The sequence below is a fragment of the Flavobacterium frigidum genome, from assembly GCF_048286795.2.
Map to the genome: position 1 here is coordinate 15,319 of NZ_JBLVPT020000014.1, position 20,359 is coordinate 35,677.

Consider the following 20,359-nt stretch of genomic DNA (forward strand, 5'->3'; position numbering starts at 1 on the left):
TATTGCATTAAGACATGTTTAACGTTAATCATTTTCAGATTTTTAAAATTACAGGAGATTTTATACGAGACTGAAAAATTGCAACAAAAAAAAACGCCCCGAAAAAATCGGAACGTTTTCTTAAACATTCGTAGGCAAAAAAAATTAATTTTTATGCTTAGATAACTGCTACTTTCGCAGCAACTTTTCCTTTTCTTCCTTCTTCTTCTTCATAGCTAACTCTGTCACCTTCGCGCAATTCTTCCGCGTTGATTCCTGATGCATGAACAAAAATGTCTTTTCCTGTTTCTTCGTCTGTAATGAATCCGTAACCTTTAGACTCATTGAAAAATTTAACTGTACCTGTACGCATTGTAATTGTAATAATAATTTATAATGTAGCAAATGTAATATATATTACAATACGAAAGACATTCTTCTGTTTTTATTTTGTAAAAATATTGATTTTCAACGTTTTCTATCAATATTCACCACTTTTTTTTTACTATACCAACCTAAATTACACACTGATATTGATTAAGCCAATCTAATATGAAGCTCCTTTAATTGAGCATCATCAATTACAGATGGCGCATCGATCATAACATCCCTTCCTGAGTTATTCTTTGGAAATGCAATAAAGTCCCTTATAGTTTCTTGACCGCCTAAAATAGCTACTAATCTGTCTAAACCAAAAGCTAAACCTCCGTGAGGTGGCGCACCAAACTGGAATGCGTCCATCAAGAATCCGAATTGCGCTTTTGCTTCTTCCTCAGTAAAACCTAAATATTTAAACATTAATTGTTGCGTGGCTTTATCGTGAATACGAATCGATCCACCGCCAATTTCATTTCCATTCAAAACCATATCGTATGCATTAGCGCGAACTTTACCCGGATTCGTAGCCAACAAAGCCATGTCCTCTGGTTTTGGAGAAGTAAATGGATGGTGCATAGCATGCCATCTTCCGCTTTCTTCGTCTAATTCTAATAATGGAAAGTCAACAACCCAAAGTGGTGCAAACTCAGCTGGATTTCTCAAGCCTAATCGAGTAGCTATTTCCATACGCAAAGCACTTAATTGCCCTCTAGTTTTGTCAGATGGTCCAGATAAAACAAAAATCATATCGCCGACCTTTGCCCCAGTAATTTTTGCCCATTGTTCTAAATCATCTTGATCGTAGAATTTATCTACTGATGATTTATAGGTTCCGTCTTCATTACATTTAACATAAACCATTCCTGTTGCTCCCACTTGAGGACGCTTCACCCAGTCAATTAAAGCATCTATTTCCTTACGTGTATAATTACCAACGCCAGGCGCAGCAATACCAACCACTAATTCTGCAGCATTGAACACAGGAAATTCTTTGTGTTGCGCTACTTCATTCAATTCGCCAAATTCCATTCCGAAACGGATATCCGGTTTGTCATTTCCATAGGTTTTCATAGCATAATTGTAGGTAATTCTTGGGAACTTTTCTACTTCGATACCTTTTATTTCTTTTAATAAATGTCTAGTCAATCCTTCAAAAACATTTAAAATATCTTCTTGCTCCACAAAAGCCATTTCACAATCAATTTGTGTAAATTCTGGCTGTCTGTCTGCGCGCAAATCTTCGTCACGGAAACATTTCACGATTTGGAAATATTTATCCATTCCACCCACCATCAACAACTGTTTAAAGGTTTGTGGCGATTGTGGTAAAGCATAAAACTGTCCTTCATTCATTCGAGAAGGAACAACAAAATCCCTAGCTCCCTCTGGTGTAGATTTTATCAAATAAGGTGTTTCTACCTCACAAAAATCCAAATCAGATAAATATTTACGCACTTCCATTGCTACTTTATGACGAAAAAGCAAACTGTTTTTTACTGGATTTCTTCGAATGTCTAGGTAACGGTATTTCATTCGGATATCTTCACCTCCATCCGTCTCATCCTCAATTGTAAAAGGTGGCGTGAGTGATGCGTTGAGAATGTTTAATTCGGTAACTAAAATTTCGATATCTCCTGTAGCTATATTTTTATTTTTGGCCTCACGTTCAATAACAGTTCCCTTTACCTGAATTACAAATTCACGACCAAGTGTTTTTGCTAATTCAAAAACGTCTTGATTAGAGCGACCTTCATCAAAAATAAGTTGAGTAATTCCATAACGGTCGCGTAAATCAACCCAATTCATGAAACCTTTATCACGGGATTTCTGCACCCAACCAGCAAGAGTAACTTCTGTATTAATATGTGAGGCGTTCAACTCGCCACAGTTATGACTTCTATACATGTTCTAGATTTTAATTTATTTAGCCCTTTGGGCACGGATGCAAATTTAGGACTAATTATGAATAATGAATTGCCAAAAAGCAAAATTTAGCAGTACACACAAAAGCAAATTTAGTTTCCAATGTTAAATTTTAGGTCAATGTTACCAAATTGTTAACTAAAAGTTTTTTTATTGTAAAATACTTTATATATTTGTTAAGCTGATATGAATTTAAAAACCCAAACATCATGAAACAATATATCTTTTTAATTGCAATACTTTTCACAGGAACAATTTTTGCTCAAGAAAACAACCCAAAATTAGAAGCAGTAGGTCAATTAGTAAAAACAACATACTATTTTGAAAATGGGAAAGTACAACAAGAAGGTTTCTTTAAAAATGGAAAACTTGACGGAACTTGGATTTCATGTGACGAGAACGGAAATAAATCATCAGTTGCTACTTATGACAACGGTGTGAAAACTGGGAAATGGTTGTTCTGGAATGGTAAAAACCTAAACGAGGTAGACTACTCTAATAGCAAAATTGCTTCTGTTAAAACTTGGAAACAAGATGCATTAGTAACTAGAGATTAAAAATTCTCATTCAAATACAAAAAAGCTTTCGATCATTCGAAAGCTTTTTTTGTGCTTATAATTTTTAATTACTACACAAAAGGAGTCTTTGAAATAGACCTTTGAGAATTATTAAAACAAAATAAACTTACAGCTGAACAAATAAAATAGGTTATAAAAGAATTTCTATTATTTGAAAATTCATGATAATACTATTTGTCAAATCCTTTTACGAGCGCTTACAGCTCAATCAAGAGACTACACTAAATCTAAGGACTAATGATTTAATACAAACACATTAAAATATATTAGATAAATTGTTTCTGCATTAAGCCATCTACCAAAAGATAGTAAAAAGCTGCACCATCTAGATAAAACAATTACATTTCTTCACGTAAAAGTGAGCAACATTAAAAACATTGTTAGATTTATTTCTAAACTATTTGTTTTAACACCTCTTGCAGTCATCTCCTATAATTTAGCAACAACTTAATTCAGGAAGAGATTCCCAAAACAAAATGAGTAGAATTAAAATAGAAAAAAAAGCGTTAATTTACACAATGAATCCGATTGGTTACAATGAATACATTTATAGTAACTAATCAACAACAGTTTGAAACTCATTAGGCCATTGATTGCAGTTTTAGCAACAATATAGAAATAACATCTTCCCTCCTATTCTTTGATTACTTTTATACATCTTAACTATTTCTAGTAAAAACAAATAATCCCTGCACTTAAGAGAATTTGTAAATCGTCCCCTATTTCGTCACCGATTAAGATAAAAAAAGCCTCTTAATCAATCGATTAAGAGGCTTTTAAGTACCCGGAGCCGGAGTCGAACCGGCACGGTTTCCCACAGGTGTTTGAGACCAGCGCGTCTACCAATTCCGCCATCCGGGCTTAGCTAGACATGAAATAACGACAGTTATCTCAACGCAATAAAAGATGTGATTGTGTTTAAATCAACCATCAATTCCTTTAACACGCTGCAAATGTAAAAAATAATATTAAATGTGCTACTAAAAATACTTAATTTTTTCCTTTCAGAGTTGAATAAATTTTATAAATTTGCACCTCGTTAAAACACAAGACACACAACTAACTATATTCGAGGCTAATACAGAATTCGGGGCAATGCAAAAGCACAAAACCTTCTCGAAAGTAAAAAAATCGGAAATAAAACAACATACTAAATGTCACACCTAGAACCAGAAGCTAAAATTTTTGCTTGTTCGCAAAGTGTTTATCTTGCTGAGAAAATAGCAAAGGAATACGGAATCCCATTAGGGAAAATCACCATGTCAAAATACAGTGACGGTGAGTTTCAACCTTCTTACGAAGAATCTATTAGAGGTTTACGCGTTTTTATTGTTTGCTCAACTTTTCCAACAGCTGATAATTTGATGGAAATGTTATTAATGATTGATGCCGCAAAACGTGCATCAGCCAGACACATAACAGCGGTAATTCCTTATTTTGGTTGGGCAAGACAAGATAGGAAAGACAAGCCAAGGGTTCCGATAGGAGCTAAACTAGTAGCTAATTTATTAGATGCAGCAGGCGCAACACGAGTAATGACAATGGATTTGCATGCCGATCAAATTCAAGGATTCTTTGAAAAACCCGTAGATCATCTTTTTGCTTCGACTATCTTTTTACCCTATGTAAAAAGTCTAGGCTTAGACAATTTGACAATCGCTTCTCCAGATATGGGAGGTTCAAAAAGAGCATATGCGTATTCTAAATTTTTAGAATCGGATGTGGTAATTTGTTACAAACAAAGAAAAGAAGCCAACGTTATTGACACCATGGAATTGATTGGTGAGGTTAAAGGTCGAAATGTAATCCTAGTAGATGACATGATAGATACCGGAGGCACTTTGGCGAAAGCCGCAGATTTAATGATCGAAAAAGGAGCATTGAGCGTAAGAGCTATTTGTACTCACGCGATTTTATCTGGTGATGCTTACGAAAAAATTGAAGAATCGCAATTAAGCGAATTAATAGTGACCGATTCTATTCCGTTAAAGAAGGAATCAAACAAAATAAGAGTGTTGAGTTGTGCACCTCTTTTTGCTGAAGTTATGCACATGGTGCACCACAACAATTCCATTAGTGGAAAATTTATAATGTAGTATATGGCACTATGCAAAAGGCTTTAAGCCAAAAGCATTTTGAGATCGCCTAAAACGTATTACATTTGCATAAAGCTTAAAGCTTATTGCCAAAAGCATGAATAATTATTTAATAACTATATTTTTTTACAATGAAATCGATTACAATTAAAGGATCAGAAAGAGAAAGCGTGGGCAAAGTAGCAACTAAAGCCCTACGTAATGCTGGATTGGTTCCTTGCGTATTATACGGAGGAAATCAGGCAGTTCATTTCTCAGCAGAAGTTATGGCTTTCAAAAACTTGGTTTACACTCCAAACGCTCACACAGTTGAGATCGATCTTGGAAAAGGAAAATCATTTAACGCTATTTTACAAGACATTCAAGTTCACCCAGTGTCTGACAAGATTTTACACATTGACTTCTTTCAAATCTTTGACGACAAAGAAATCACTATGGAAGTTCCAGTGAAAATCATTGGTAACTCAAAAGGAGTTATGGCAGGTGGAGATTTACGTTTAAATACTCGTAAATTAAAAGTGAGAGCTTTACCAAAAGATCTTCCAGATTTTGTTGAAGCTGACATTACACCACTTGATATGGGTAACAAATTGTACGTTACAAAAGTGCCAACACCAAACTTCAAAATCATGCACCCAGACAACACTGTTATCTGTCAAGTGAAGATTTCTCGTGCGGCTATGAAAGCGGCTCAAGAAGCGGCAAAAGCAGCAAAAGCACCTGCGAAAGGAAAGAAAAAATAATATTTTTTCCATCATTCAAGAAAGCGCCAGTTTTACAACTGGCGCTTTTTTTATGCTCATAATTTTTTTTAATGGCAAAGGACGAAGCAAACTTATTATCCCATTTCTTAGTATTAGGAGCACCAATATCTCAATACAAAACACGACTCCTCCTGCTGTCCGTTGTATCTTTTTTTATCTACCCTGTTCGGGTACATAAAAAAAGGATGCCACTTCCATCAGGGCTATCAAAAAATAGTATGTTTTCAATCGCGATTTTCTAAAAATGTAATAGGCCAACTATTCGAATTAAGTTTACTTTTGCAGCATGATAAAATGGATAAACAAACTGTTTTCAATTGAAAAAGCAGAAGATAAAATACCCAATATGAAGAAATTTTTAATCGTAGGACTAGGCAATATCGGTTCAGAATACGTAAATACAAGACACAACATAGGTTTTAAAATAGTTGATTTTTTAGCAAAGAAAGAGAATGTCACTTTTGAAACCGTAAAACTAGGTACCCTAGCTAAATACGCATTCAAAGGAAGAACTTTCTTGCTGCTTAAACCGAATACCTATATGAACTTAAGCGGCAAAGCCGTTCAATACTGGATGGATAAAGAAAATATTCCTTTAGAAAATATTTTTATCATTACAGATGATTTAAACCTTTCTTTTGGAACAGTTCGCATTAAACCAAAAGGAAGTGATGGCGGACATAACGGTTTAAAAAATATTAATCTTGTTCTGAACACACAAAACTATACGCGATTTCGCTTTGGCATCAGTGATGAATTCAAAAAAGGAAAACAAGTAGATTATGTTCTTGGTGAATGGGATGACGCAGAAAAACTAGCACTACCAGAACGATTAGAATTGGCTTCAGAAATCATAAAATCATTTGGAACAGCTGGTTTAGAAAACACAATGACTACTTTTAACGGAAAATAAACCATTACTTTTCTGTATACCAACAAAATGGACTTTGAATTAATTTGTATTAGAGCGTAATAATAATTAATTTTAGTGCATTATTCAATGATTTATAGAAAAACAGCACTTTACACCCCAAATTGTAAAAGCAATTAAAAAACGATACCATGAAAAAAATTACTTTCATACTACTATTTTGCCTATTTTTTTCAGCTCATAATTCGTTTGCGCAAGTAAACAACACTACCGAAGTTTCCCTTTTTGGCAAGAACAAAGTTATCAAAACAGGAGAAGTCATTCGTTGCGCTAGCACGGAATATGAAGAATACTTGAAGTCTAAAAACCCCAATAGATTGTCAAATTCTGAATTCGAACAATGGATTACTCCAAAAATTGCTCTTGAAAAAGAAATAAGGAAAAATGCACCTAAAGGTTCCAGAGTCAATGCCGTAATCACAATTCCTGTTGTAGTACATGTTATTCATAACGGAGATCTAATAGGAACTGACGAAAATATTTTTGACGAGCAAGTAATTTCTCAAATACAAGTCTTAAACGAGGATTTTAGGAGAAAATCAGCAACACCCGGCTTTAACACAAATCCTGTAGGAGCAGATGTTGAGATTGAATTTGCTTTAGCAAAAAGAGACCCCTCTGGAGTTTTAACAAATGGCATTGACCGCGTTGACTTAGAACAAGCAAGCTGGTCTACAGATGATATAGACACTATGGTAAAGCCATTAACTGTTTGGAATCCTGACAAGTACTTAAATATCTGGGTAGTTAAATTTTCAGCCAGCTCCCTATTAGGATATGCACAATTTCCAAGTAACTCTACCCTAACTGGTATCAATGTAAATGGAGGCCCAGCTAGTACTGATGGCGTTGTAATTGGGTATTCTTTTTTTGGTTCATCCGCCTATTTTCCTAGTGGTACCTATGCAGTTCGATATGACGGCGGTAGAACTACTACCCATGAAGTCGGTCATTGGTTAGGGTTGCGCCATATTTGGGGAGATGGGGACTGCACAGTAGATGATTTTTGTGCAGATACTCCAAATGCAGGTCAAGAAAACTATGGTTGCCCTAAAGGGGCTGACTCCTGTATAGATTCTCCCGGGTTAGACATGATTGAAAATTACATGGATTATACAAATGACACTTGTATGAACATTTTTACCACCGATCAAAAAAACAGAATGATCACCGTTATGAATAATTCCGCACGAAGGGCATCATTAAAAACTTCAGACGCACTGACACCTGGAATCCTGCTTACAAATGATGCGACGACATTAGTTATTAATTTAAACATTAATTGTAGCAAAACATTTTTACCACGAATAAAAATAACAAATAAAGGAACTGCTCCTTTGAAACAAGCCTCAATTCGTTACGGCGTTGACAACCAAAATTTACAAACATACAACTGGACGGGGACTCTGGCTAATAATCAATCACAAAACGTCACCCTAAGCAGCATCACATCCGCCACAGGAGTTCATAATTTTAACGCTACGATACTAAGTACTAACGGCACAACAGATCAAAACACTGCAAACAACAGTAGCAATATAGATTTTGAACTTTTAAATACTGTAAACTATACCTCTAATACTGTAAACTTTTCACTACAGCAAGACTACTACGGAAAAGAAATTACCTGGGAATTAAAAAATACTGCAGGCGTTGTTTTGTACAAAGGCGGACCATTTACTAATACCACACGGACAGAGCCACTTCCTGCTTTAATAACAGAAACCTTTAACCTTTCTAGTAATGATTGTTATACATTCTCCATTTATGATAGCGGAGGAGATGGTATCTGTTGTGATTACGGAGCAGGATCTTATTCTTTACAAACACCGTCTGGAGACATAATCGTTTCGGGAGGAAATTTCACCGGATCAGAAACAACGAAATTCAGCAATAATTCACTTGCAACAAATGAATTCGAAAGTGAAAGTTCCGTTTATCTGTATCCTAACCCTACCTCTAATTTATTACAAATTGCTGTTGAAAATAAATTAGACATTCCAGAGAACTATACCATCATTAACACTTTAGGCCAAATTATAAAAGCTAAAAAAATAGACTCAGAAGCTGACCTTAGTATTAATGTTTCCAATCTAACACAAGGGATTTATTTTTTAAAACTATCAAAAAATCAATCCGAAACAAAAACAATTCGGTTTATAAAAAAATAAATAACATAAAATGAACAAAAAAAGGATTGAAGTTTTCGGTCCTTTTTTAGTTTTATCAAATGGATACCTTAAATTTGTACCATTATAAAACACTTGCTTTGAAGATTTTTCACTCTATAAACGATTTCAACTCCACAAAAAAAACAATATTAACCTTAGGCACTTTTGATGGAGTACATATTGGGCATAAAAAAATCCTAAAAAAAATAACCAAAAATACGGAAAATCAAAAATACGAAAGTTTGGTCCTTACTTTTTTTCCGCATCCTAGAATGGTACTTCAAGAACATTCTGATATTAAGTTGCTCAACACAATTGACGAAAAAATTGATTTGTTAGAACAAATTGGTATAGAAAATCTAGTCATACATCCGTTTGATGAAGCATTTTCGAGACTAACCGCTGAAGAATTTGTACGTAGTATTCTTATAGACCGCTTTCACATCCAGAAAATAATTATTGGTCACGATCACAGATTTGGACGAAATAGAACTGCAAATATTGATGATCTTATTGCCTATGGCCAAGAATATGGTTTTGAAGTAGAACAAATATCCGTTCAAGAAATAAATGATATTTCTGTGAGTTCTACAAAAATCAGAAATGCTTTGGTTGCCGGCGATATGGATCTAGCAAATGATTATTTAGGTTATGATTATTTTCTAACAGGAAATATTATTCAAGGCAAAAAGCTGGGAAGAACAATAGATTTTCCAACTGCTAATTTAGAGATCGCAGAAGACTATAAATTAATACCACAAAATGGCGTTTATATTGTAAAAAGCACTATCAATGAGCAAATCGTATTTGGGATGATGAACATCGGTTTTAACCCAACAGTAAAGGGCAAAACTCAAACTATAGAAATTCATTATTTTGACTTTAACGCTGATTTATACAATCAAAAAATTAGTGTTTCCGTTTTGCATCGATTGCGTTCAGAACAAAAATTCGACTCGATAACGCTTCTAAAAGCACAGCTCCAAAAAGACAAAAAAGCGGCATTAAGCTACTTGAACACATTTTAATTAAGTGTAAAATGTTTCTTAATTTTCATAAAACATTACCTTTTTTTCTTTAAATTTGAAAATAATACATTTTTTAATCAAAAAAATATTCTTTTTCAATTTTTAAAAATGCTTGTTATGAAACTTCCCAAAGAACTAATAAACGGACTCATTATAATACTAGGAATTGGAATCTATTTCTTAATCATGGAACTTTTGGGTCTTGCTGACATTTATATTCTTCGTGTTTTTAACGTGCTTTTTATTTTTTATGGTACGAATAGAACTCTTAAATCTAATTTTGCAGAAGGAAAAACTAATTTAGCGAGTAATTCTGTATCTGCATTAGCAACATCTTTGATAGGTGTTATCTTGAGCATAGCCGCCTTAGTTGCATATAGTTTTGCAAAAGGTGGAGAAAAATATATTGGATCATTATCTAAAACCTTCTTGTTTGGTGGTGAACCATCTGTAATGACGTATTCTATCTCTTTGTTATTTGAAGGGATTAGCTCAGCAATAATAGTAACTTTCATGCTACTTTTATATTGGGATACTCGATATTCCTCTGACAAACATGGAAACAAATCTTAAAAAAATTAGTGTTAGCAAATAATATTTAAAACATCTTCGTCACATTAAATTATCGTTCACAGTTCCGTTGGTAAATACTAAACCGTGAATAACAGAAGAGGAGAATTAGAAATTAAAAAATTACGTGCCGACTAATCATGTGATTTCTATAATACCAAACCTCAACTAAAATAGCACTTAAATTCCTTTTCAATGGTATTGCATTGCTTCTTTAGAACAATTTAACTACTTTTGGGTCACTAAAAAAGTGCATCGATGAGTATTACAAAACACAATTGGACGAAGGACGAAATTATCGCCATTTACAATAAACCCATGATGGATTTGCTTTTTGAAGCAGCTTCAATCCATCGAGAACACCACGATCCAAACGTGGTTCAAGTCTCGACATTGTTATCCATAAAAACAGGCGGATGTCCTGAGGACTGTGGTTACTGTCCGCAAGCAGCGCGTTACCATACTGAAATTGAAGGCAATGATTTAATGTCTGTTAGTCAAGTAAAAGCACAAGCTTTGCGAGCTAAATCTGGCGGTTCCTCGCGTGTATGTATGGGAGCAGCGTGGAGAAACGTAAAAGACGGTCCTGAATTTGACCAAGTGCTTGAAATGGTACGAACGATTAACAAACTTGACATGGAGGTTTGCTGTACCCTAGGAATGATAACTGAAAATCAAGCACACCGATTAGCGGAAGCAGGATTGTATGCCTACAACCACAATTTAGACACCTCAGAGGAGTATTATAAAGAAGTGATTTCAACACGCGGATTTGAAGACCGTTTGCAAACCATAGAAAATGTTCGTAAAACGAATGTTACTGTATGTAGCGGAGGAATAATTGGGATGGGTGAAAGTATCGAAGATAGAGCCGGAATGCTAGTAGCACTTTCTACTTTGAACCCACAACCTGAATCTGTACCAATTAATGCTTTGGTTGCCGTGGAGGGTACTCCTATGGAAGAGGAAAAGCCAGTGGAAATTTGGGAAATGATACGAATGGTAGCGACCACAAGAATCATCATGCCAGAAACTCAAGTGCGTTTATCAGCCGGGAGAATGAACATGAGTCGTGAAGGGCAAGCCATGTGCTTTTTTGCTGGTGCAAATTCTATTTTTGCAGGAGATAAATTATTGACTACACCAAATCCTGATGTAAATGAAGACATGAAAATGTTTGAAATGTTAGGTTTGAATCCACAAAAACCTTTCACAAAAGTTTCTCAACCACAAACCGTTGAAGCTGAAGACTCTCAATTTGTACCATTAGGTGAAAAACCAAAATGGTCAAGACCAGGACATACAATTGAACGAAATCTTGAAGCATCAGGCAAAGAAAAATAAATTTAGACGCATTTATCATACAAACCATCTGTTTAAAACAGGTGGTTTTTTCATGAAATCAAATTAATAAATTACTTTTCGAACCATTGACTGACCATTTTGCAGAACTATTGTTACCAAAATTATTTGATTTTTAGCTTTTACGGTAAGAACCGAAAAATCCATTTCATTTATATTTTTTTTAATGTACATTTTTCATCCAGCCAAGTCATGTATTGCAATTGAATAGATATTTTCTTTTTTAGAATGTATGATCAACTGCTCGTTTTTACGAAATACTACAACTGATTCATTGTCTTTTACGAGATCATTCAATGCTAAAGTCTTATCGGTAAAACGCAAAACGAAACGTTCATTAAAAACTCCAACTTCAGTAGTAAAAGTGAAATTTTCGTTTTTTAAATTAACACTAGTATTATTAAATTTATCCTCGATAAAAACATTTTGGCCCGAAAAAAACGCATCGGTTTGATCTATTTTGATTGTAAATGAACCCGCTATGGTTGTAGAAAATCCTAATTTTATTTCATCTGTTGCAGCAAAAGGCAAAGCCCTGCCTTGAATTGCTAAATATTTATCTTCAACAATGCTGTAAAAATCTAAATATTGGTTACCATTAAAACTTTCTCCATCAAATGAGGCATCTAATCCATTTGTTGCTCTATTTACGTAACCCACTAATATTTGCTTAAAAGCGCCTTGATTATTAAATAAATTCAACCAAATTCGATGCTTCTCAACCTCATTTTGTTTTGCTTTCTTGTCCCCATTAAATCTAAAAAAACTAGAATTCTGTCCAATTAACCGCATGGAATTATTAAACTTTAAGTCACCAGTATTATTTATACTTGTAACAAAAAAAGATTGGCCAGAGGCTATATTCCCGTCCGGTTTTGAAGTACTCACACCTGAACTCAACGCTGCATTCGTACCAACACCTCCCAGCAGATTATATGTTGCATAATCATCCGCCGTATATAAATTATTAGTTATAGCAGTATTATGTGTCCAGAGATATATGGTTCCATCTAAATTGACACTGTTTTCAATTAAAAATAAATTGGCATCAAGAGCTGAGGGATAAGGATTTCCAACTAGATTCGACGTACCTGAAGCGCCAATAGGCACGGTCACCAGCCCGTTATTCGGAACTCCTGTAAATACCGCTTCGTGAATGGCAGTACCTGAATCCGAAAAAGATTCTGGGCCACGTATAATATATCCTTTTCCTAGTGTCATTACGGCATTTGCATCCTCATTTAACCAAGAATCTAATCCCGCATTAAATGAATAAAACTTATCTAAACGTGTATTGGGTGAAACATCAATCAATTTTTGATTTATAACAGGAGTAGACCAATAGGTATAATCCATTTTCAGGATTGGTGTCGTTTTTCGCTTTAGCAGAATAATTCCCGTATTGATAACTTGATCTTCTGACTGATAAAGTGCCGCATTGTTTTCTATAATCAAGGTACCCGCACCCGAATAATCAAAAACTAAACCCAAAGTATTTCCATTTGCTAAAGTCACTGTATTTCCTGAACTAATAGAACATGAACATGCATTTATAGTGGAAATAGGCGTGTAACTACCATTAAAAATAAGTGTTCTTTCTTCTGATGGCAATCCATTATCCCAAGCTATTCCGTTCCATGTAGAACTATTGGTACACAATTTAATACTGGCTACCCTATGCTTTGTTATGCCAGAAACAGAATTGAAACTTCCCCCAATAATTACTTTATGATTTACCGTAAAACAAGCACTATACAACGAGCCGTTTAAATTTACTAAAAAGGTTGGGTCATAAACTCCAGATGAGAGTAATCTTAGCATTCGTTTTACAGCAATACCATTATACGTTCCAGAGAAAGTACCTCCTACTAACATCCGATCATCGGGTTGAACCAAAATACATCTCACGTCACCACTACTAAGACCAGTACCAGAATTGAAAGTTACATCTAAACTTCCGTCGCCATTTAATCTCAGGATTCTCTTTGCGGAGAGACCTTTATACGTTAAAAATGCCCCTCCAACAATCAATTTATTATCAGATTGGAAAGCTAAAGCATATACGTTTTTATCAAAACCACTGCCTACCGAAAAACTAGAATCAATACTTCCATCTGAATTTAAGCGAACTATTCGATTACACGAATAAGTATTAAAGGTTGTGAAACGGCCACCCAATACTATTTTTCCGTCTGGCTGACGCACTATGGCTTCGACAATTGCATCTGCTCCTAGACCAGTGTTAAAAGTAAGGTCAATACTTCCATCGGGTAATAATCGGGTAATTCTATTCACTACTATTCCATTGTAGCTTGTAAAATTTCCTGCTATAATTATTTTACCATCAGGTTGTAATGCAAGTGCATAAATAATATTATTAGCACCAATTCCAGTTATAAAGCTTGGATCTAACATTCCAGTAGACAAAACTCTTGCTATTCTATTTGCAAGTAAACCGTTGTAAGATGTGAAAGTTCCAGCGATAACAACTTTATTGTCTGGTTGCAAAAGGGCACTTCGAACAGTATTATTTGCACCAATACCAGCACTATTAAATGTAGAATCGATTGAACCATCATCCGCCAATCGTGCTATTCTGTTACAAAGGACACCATTAAATTTAGTGAAATTACCAAATGCCATCGTTTTGTTATCAGATAAAGCCAGCACCTTCAAAACCGAATTATCAAAACCTACTCCAGCAGTAAGAAATGCAATATCTAAAGCTCCAAATGGATCAACTTTGGCCAAACGGCCTTGATTTTGCGAATCGAAAACAGAGAAAGAACCTGCTATATACCAAGAGAACTATCTCCTGCAATTGCAAGATCCAAAACTGATGCAGAAAATGGACCAGCCCCAATATCAAATAAGGGATCCATAATTCCTAACGGATTTAAAACCATCATTCTATTTACATCTACTCCATTATAAGTACCTGTAAAAGAACCTCCTACCGCAATAAATCCAACTGCATTTAATTTAATAACCTCAACTACACCCGAACTAAATCCCAGACCAGAAACAAAAGTTCCATCAATTGAACCGTCCGTATTTAGGCGAATAATTTTATTGGCTGTATTTCCATTATAACTTACAAAATACCCACCCGCAATAATTTTTCCATCTGGCTGTATCGCAAGAGCTGAGACTGTCGCATTGAAGCCCAAACCTGTTGTAAATGAAGGATCTGGACTGCCATCGGCATTTAGTCTAATTATTTTACTATTACTTATTCCGTTAAAAAAGTCAAAAGATCCTGAAAGAATGATTTTGCCATCCGCTTGTATCTGGACTTCTTCTACAACATCACTAGCACCTAATCCTATTACGAAATCAGTATCTACAGTGCCGCTAGGTAATAACCTAACAACACGATTAGCAGTAACTCCGTTGTATTTTGTAAAACTCCCTGCAACAATGATGCTCCCGTTTGATTGCAAAGCTAAACTATACACTATCCCACTACTGGCGGCTATCTGAGTATTGAAAGATGCGTCAATTGATCCGTCATTATTCAGTCGAATTAATCGGTTCGCCGTTACTCCATTAAAGTTAGTAAATGCACCTCCTAAAAGTATTTTCCCATCTGGCTGTAGTGAAGAACAATACACTTTGCCATTAAAACTAGTTCCTAAATTAAATGAGGTATCCTTAGAGCCATCTGGAAACAATCGACATAAATAAGGAGTTGCAGTTCCATTAAAATTGAGATAATCGCCCCCTACAATCAATTTACTATCGGATTGTACCGAAACTGTTCTAACGGTATTATCAAAACCATCCCCTTGCAAACCATCATCATAAACGTTAAATGTGGAGTCAGATTTTCCTTGCTGGGAATACGTCTTATTTTGAAGGGGAAAACCAAATACTATGATAAGAAATACTAAAACTATTTTCAAATTTAGAGGAACTTTATGCCATTATTACGGGACTTTTCTACCCATAAAATTTAAGCTTTGATTTATAAAAGTCCTAAATTAGAGACAATAAAATTACTATGCAATACCCACATTTAGTGATATTTACCAAACAAAAAACCCAACTTGATTTTATTCAAGTTGGGTTTACATACCTATTCTACTTATAATCAAAGTAAGTTTTTACATAATTTTTTTAGTAATTACATTTCCATCCCCCAAAACTACTTTTACAATCAGGATTTGTTGTGTAATATTATTACTTAGGATACGATATTCGGCACTGTTAATACTTTGTTTATCGAAAATTTTTCTTCCAAGTATATCAAAAACTGTGATTCGTTCTATAGATTCAGTTTCTGATTTTATTTTCAATTCATTTTTATATTTTGATATAATAGTAGTGTTTTCAAGCGGCGATAGATTATCAATCCCTAATATTTTTTGAGTAAAACGCAATACAAAACGATCATTAAAAGTACCTGCCTGAGTGGTAAAAGCGTAAGGTGCTATTTTTAAATCATGGACAATATTTAGTACTTTATCTTCGACAACTATATTTTGCGCTTTTAATATTCCATCCGTTTGATCGATTCCGATGTTAAAGTTTCCTGCTACTGAAGACCTAAAACCTAAATGCACTTCGTCATTTTCGTCAAAAGGCAATGCTCTACCTTGAATTACAAGGTTTTTCTCTTGATTAACACTGTAAAAGTCTACAAATTCATTTGCATCATACGTTTGACCATCATATCCATTATCAAAGTTATTTGTTGCTCCTGTCACATAACCCACTAAAGCCTGTTTAAAAGCACCTTCATTGTTAAATAAATTAAGCCAAACCCTATTTTGTTCAACATCTGATGCTGTTTTGGCATTTTTAGTTGTTCTAAAAAACTGAGAATTCGTACCTATAATTGCACCCACACCTACTCTCATAGTATTGTCAAACAAGATAGAACTTCCTGTTATGGAAACTTTACTACTGGCAAAAAAGGATTGTCCTGCAGCAATTTTACCCGTTGGGATATTCGGATTAGTAGCTGATTTATCTGCATCACTGGGTGCAGCGGCAGTTGCTGTTCCTCCTGTAAGATTGTACGACGCATAATCATCGCCAGAATAAGCAAAAGTTCCTGAGCCAGGGTTAGATACTCCTATACCAATAGATGTATTGTGCGTCCAGAAATAAAGAGTTCCATCTAAAACTCCTGCATTGTCAGTTAAAAATTTATTGGCATCCAATGCTGATGGATAAGGATTTCCTATCAGATAGGATTTATCAGGAAAAATTCCTGATAAAGAATAGTTTCCATTATTTGGAACACCATTAAAAGTAGCAGGAAATTGGCCTACAGGCCATGGTATCGTCCCGTTTGTTGTTTCTGGCCCTCTGACTATATATCCTTTTCCCTCTGACATAATAGTTGCAGATGATTCTTGTTTCCAATCTTCTGATCCTGCCGTAACTTCGTAAGAATAAAATTTTCCATTTAAGGTCCTAGGTGAAACACCACCTAAGGTAAATCCTAACACAGGTGAAGACCAATAGGTATAATCTGTATTTCGTATTGGGGTTGTAAGCCTTTTGTAATTGATATTCCCTACATTAACAACATTATTAATTTGTACAAGACTTGCACCGTCTTCAAATGTTAATGCACCAGACCCATTTACAGTAAGCTTATCTTGAAGTTTAAGTGTAACTCCTGATGCAACTGTTGCAACAACACCTGTGCTGACCATACAATTACAAAGTTCCACATTAGTAGCTATAGCTGTATTTGAGTTTATGACACCTAGCATATCAATAGTAGGGGTCACCGACCAAGTGGATCCTGAATATGTTGTAGTAATTACGGGATTTATTGAAACTATAGCTGATGATGAGTCTGAGCAAGTACCATTAGAAACTATGAAAGTATAACTTGTATTAGGGGCTAGCCCGCCGATGATTGTTGTTGTACCCGAACCGCCTAAACCACTCAAGCCTGGAGTTGCTGGATTTGCAGTAATAGTCCACGCACCTGTTGCCGGCAAACTTCCTAAAGCAACGCTACCTGTTGGAGTAACACAATTAGGTTGGTTAATATCTGCTGCAACAAATGATGGTGTTGAAGGCAAACTGTTCACTATAATAATGCCTATTGCATTTACCGTGCCTGGACAACTTCCATTTAATGGAATACTATAATTGAACGTCCCTGATTGTGTTGGCGTACCACTAATCGTTAGGGTATTTGATGCCCAAGAGGCTGAAACTCCCGAGGGTAAACCTGAAACTGTCCCTATGCCTGTGGTACCAATAGTAGTGCGAGTAATAGGTGTCATTAATGTATTCTGACATAAAGTGGAATTACTAGAAGCAATTCCTGCTGCTTTACCTATCTGGATAGTAAATGTCTTACGAGCACTTACACATCCTGCAGAAGTCCTTACCCATATAGTTCCTGTATAAGTCCCAGCAAGAACATTGGCAGGAATATCTAAAGTTATAGGACTACCTGTCAAGTTTCTATTAACAATATCAATTAAATAGCCATTTGGAGACCAAGCAATGCTATAAGTATTAGGAGCACCTGTTGCAGTGTAAGCTAAACTTACGTTTCCTGCAGTAGTACATATTGGACTAGGACTTGTTGGGGTAATACTTACTGCATTTGCGGGAGGAATAGAAGAAACATTAAAACTACTACATATACTACTACCACAACGATTGGTGTATCGTGCAAAGTAGGTACCTGCCGCGGATGGATTATATGTTGTCCCTGTAGCAATTATAATACTTGCACATGAACCTGAAAACCACTCTACATAAGTTCCTGGAATTGTCGATGCTGGAACAGATAGAGTAGTATTAGTACATAATGATGTTATAGTTGGGGCCGCAACTGGGGCACTTACAATAGGCACAATCATTATGGTGGCATCTGAGTAAGCTCCTGAAGTTACTGTTCTTTTATAGTAAGTAGTTGTAGATAGTGTTCCTGGTGTATAATCTTTAGCATTATTTATGCCTGGAACCGATACATAAGGACCATTGACACTTGTACTTTGTTCCCATAAATAGGTGTAGTTTCCATTACCACCTGTTGGCGTAGACCCTGTTATCAAACCCGGACTATTACCTGAACAAATAGGCTCAGCATACGTTGCAACAACACTATATCTTTTTACTATTCCATTGCACGGATCAGTAATAAAAGTAGCATTACTTGTAGTAATTGTAGCTATTGTATTTCCCAATAGGCCTGTTGTTATTGCACGACTATTAACAGCATGACATGAACCTATTGTAAAGTTAGGAAAAGTACCATTAGGGGTACCATAACTAGCAAATTTAGTATTGATAAAAACAAATCCATTCGGCGCTGTCAATGTCAGAGGACTTGTGTACTCTCCAACTGACGCAAATACATCAGCTGAAGAATTACTATATGAGGCAAAATTACTATCAATAACGGTGTTATTTGGAACAGCTATTCTACCCGTTCCTGTAAAGTATGTATCATTGGTGGTAGTAGCTCCTGAGGTGGTTGTCCCCCAAGTACCGCCAATTTGATTGAAGCCATTAAAGAGTAGTGCTCCAGTTGTATGAGTAGTTATTGCATTTAAATCCGCTCGCACACTTGTCGCAATAGAAGTTATATTATTTATTACAATGTTGGTTGCAAATTTTTTAATACCACTTCCTGACAGAGTTAAATTATTATAAGTCCCACTCACAACAGTCTGTCCAGCGCCATTATATTGCACTAGACCTCCCCATGTTTTTCCCGAAGGAATTGGTGTTGCTGTTGTATTTTGAGTTTGTATTGCCCCGCTATTGATTATTGTATTAAGAGTTCCTAATAATTGATTTGTTCCCATATTCAATGTACAGCCTGCTAAAGTGAACAATGTACCATTTACGGTTAAGTTACCCGCAGCAGTTTTCACATTACTACCCGAAAGCGTAAGATTATTATAAGCAAAAGCTCCAACTGACTGCGCCGCTCCATTATATTCAACTGTGCTTCCTGCGACGGTTGTTAAAGTACCAGAAGTAGAAGTCAAAAAAGTTCCTCCTAACCTTAACAACCCAGCATCTGTAAAAGTTATAGAAGCACTACCAGTACTTCCTGTTTGCGTTAAATTTCCGGAAACAGTAACAGTTCCAGTTGAAATTGTTATTTGATGTCTTGCAGCACTAGCAGCACCACCATTGGTAAACGCAATACTTCCTGCATTTAAATTACCTGCTCCAACTGCAATTAGGTTAATACCAGTACCTGACATAGGAATTGTAATTGCTCCAGAAACGTCTAGTAGAAAAGATCCGAGCGTCAAAGAGGTGGCTGTGACTGTGGTAAAAGCTAGAGAGGCGCAAGCAGCATTTGCATTTAATGTAACATTAAATCCTCCCTCAATAAAAACAACATCACCAGCGACTGGAACAGATGCTCCTGATGCACCACCCGAAGTTGCGCTCCATGTAGAAGTTGCGCTCCAAAGACCACTAGTTACCGAATATCGATTTGCTGCACTTGTAAAAGCAACCGTAAAAAAGAATGCAATTAATAAAAGTAATTTTTTATTCATATCAGAGGGTTATGAGAGGGTAATCATATTTTATATTTAGGCGTAGTATTTCAGATTTTGTAAATACATACAAAA

Annotated in this window: 13 protein-coding genes and 1 tRNA gene; 8 read left to right on the plus strand and 6 right to left on the minus strand. The window is 35.5% G+C overall.

Annotation, left to right across the window (positions count from 1 at the left end; genetic code table 11):
- Positions 1 to 157: 157 nt before the first annotated feature.
- Complete coding sequence (locus ACNQGB_RS12775) at positions 158 to 352, minus strand: cold-shock protein (protein WP_007137066.1); 195 nt, start codon at positions 350 to 352, stop codon at positions 158 to 160.
- Positions 353 to 516: 164 nt separating this feature from the next.
- Positions 517 to 2,262, minus strand: a complete 1,746-nt coding sequence (gene aspS / locus ACNQGB_RS12780; protein WP_417944226.1) for an aspartate--tRNA ligase — start codon at positions 2,260 to 2,262, stop codon at positions 517 to 519.
- A gap of 227 nt (positions 2,263 to 2,489) precedes the next feature.
- Between aspS and ACNQGB_RS12785 the strand changes: the two genes are divergently transcribed.
- Positions 2,490 to 2,837, plus strand: coding sequence for a toxin-antitoxin system YwqK family antitoxin (locus tag ACNQGB_RS12785; protein WP_417944227.1), 348 nt, complete (start codon positions 2,490 to 2,492; stop codon positions 2,835 to 2,837).
- Between the two features lie 802 nt (positions 2,838 to 3,639).
- Here the strand turns inward: ACNQGB_RS12785 and ACNQGB_RS12790 are convergent.
- Positions 3,640 to 3,719, minus strand: a tRNA-Leu gene (locus ACNQGB_RS12790).
- A gap of 293 nt (positions 3,720 to 4,012) precedes the next feature.
- On the opposite strand from ACNQGB_RS12790, the gene ACNQGB_RS12795 reads away from it, so the two are divergent.
- The 7 genes from ACNQGB_RS12795 to bioB all read left to right on the plus strand — a co-directional run bounded on the left by ACNQGB_RS12795 (position 4,013) and on the right by bioB (position 11,762).
- A complete protein-coding gene (locus ACNQGB_RS12795; RefSeq protein WP_417944228.1) occupies positions 4,013 to 4,954 on the plus strand; it encodes a ribose-phosphate pyrophosphokinase in 942 nt (313 codons plus the stop codon).
- A 131-nt stretch (positions 4,955 to 5,085) separates the two neighbouring features.
- Entirely contained in the window at positions 5,086 to 5,697 is a 612-nt protein-coding gene (locus ACNQGB_RS12800) for a 50S ribosomal protein L25/general stress protein Ctc (protein WP_309760455.1), read from the plus strand.
- 307 nt (positions 5,698 to 6,004) lie between these two features.
- Positions 6,005 to 6,631, plus strand: a complete 627-nt coding sequence (pth, locus tag ACNQGB_RS12805; RefSeq protein ID WP_417944229.1) for an aminoacyl-tRNA hydrolase — start codon at positions 6,005 to 6,007, stop codon at positions 6,629 to 6,631.
- A 149-nt stretch (positions 6,632 to 6,780) separates the two neighbouring features.
- Positions 6,781 to 8,820: a T9SS type A sorting domain-containing protein gene (locus ACNQGB_RS12810; RefSeq protein WP_417944230.1), complete on the plus strand. Its 2,040-nt coding sequence runs from the start codon at positions 6,781 to 6,783 to the stop codon at positions 8,818 to 8,820.
- Positions 8,821 to 8,918: 98 nt separating this feature from the next.
- On the plus strand, positions 8,919 to 9,848 hold the full coding sequence (locus tag ACNQGB_RS12815; RefSeq protein WP_417944279.1) for a bifunctional riboflavin kinase/FAD synthetase: 930 nt from the start codon (positions 8,919 to 8,921) through the stop codon (positions 9,846 to 9,848).
- A 117-nt stretch (positions 9,849 to 9,965) separates the two neighbouring features.
- Positions 9,966 to 10,421, plus strand: a complete 456-nt coding sequence (locus ACNQGB_RS12820; RefSeq protein WP_417944231.1) for a hypothetical protein — start codon at positions 9,966 to 9,968, stop codon at positions 10,419 to 10,421.
- 255 nt (positions 10,422 to 10,676) lie between these two features.
- The gene (bioB, locus tag ACNQGB_RS12825) at positions 10,677 to 11,762 is read left to right on the plus strand and encodes a biotin synthase BioB (RefSeq protein ID WP_417944232.1); all 1,086 of its coding nucleotides are present in this window, start codon (positions 10,677 to 10,679) and stop codon (positions 11,760 to 11,762) included.
- Positions 11,763 to 11,957: 195 nt separating this feature from the next.
- Here the strand turns inward: bioB and ACNQGB_RS12830 are convergent, their stop codons facing one another.
- The 3 genes from ACNQGB_RS12830 to ACNQGB_RS12840 form a co-directional block, all read right to left on the minus strand.
- Positions 11,958 to 14,531: a delta-60 repeat domain-containing protein gene (locus tag ACNQGB_RS12830; RefSeq protein WP_417944233.1), complete on the minus strand. Its 2,574-nt coding sequence runs from the start codon at positions 14,529 to 14,531 to the stop codon at positions 11,958 to 11,960.
- A gap of 41 nt (positions 14,532 to 14,572) precedes the next feature.
- Positions 14,573 to 15,685: a delta-60 repeat domain-containing protein gene (locus ACNQGB_RS12835; RefSeq protein ID WP_417944234.1), complete on the minus strand. Its 1,113-nt coding sequence runs from the start codon at positions 15,683 to 15,685 to the stop codon at positions 14,573 to 14,575.
- Positions 15,686 to 15,886: 201 nt separating this feature from the next.
- Positions 15,887 to 20,284 carry a T9SS sorting signal type C domain-containing protein gene (locus ACNQGB_RS12840; RefSeq protein ID WP_417944235.1) on the minus strand — a complete coding sequence of 1,466 codons (4,398 nt, stop codon included), beginning with the start codon at positions 20,282 to 20,284 and terminating at the stop codon, positions 15,887 to 15,889.
- Between the last annotated feature and the right edge of the window lie 75 nt (positions 20,285 to 20,359).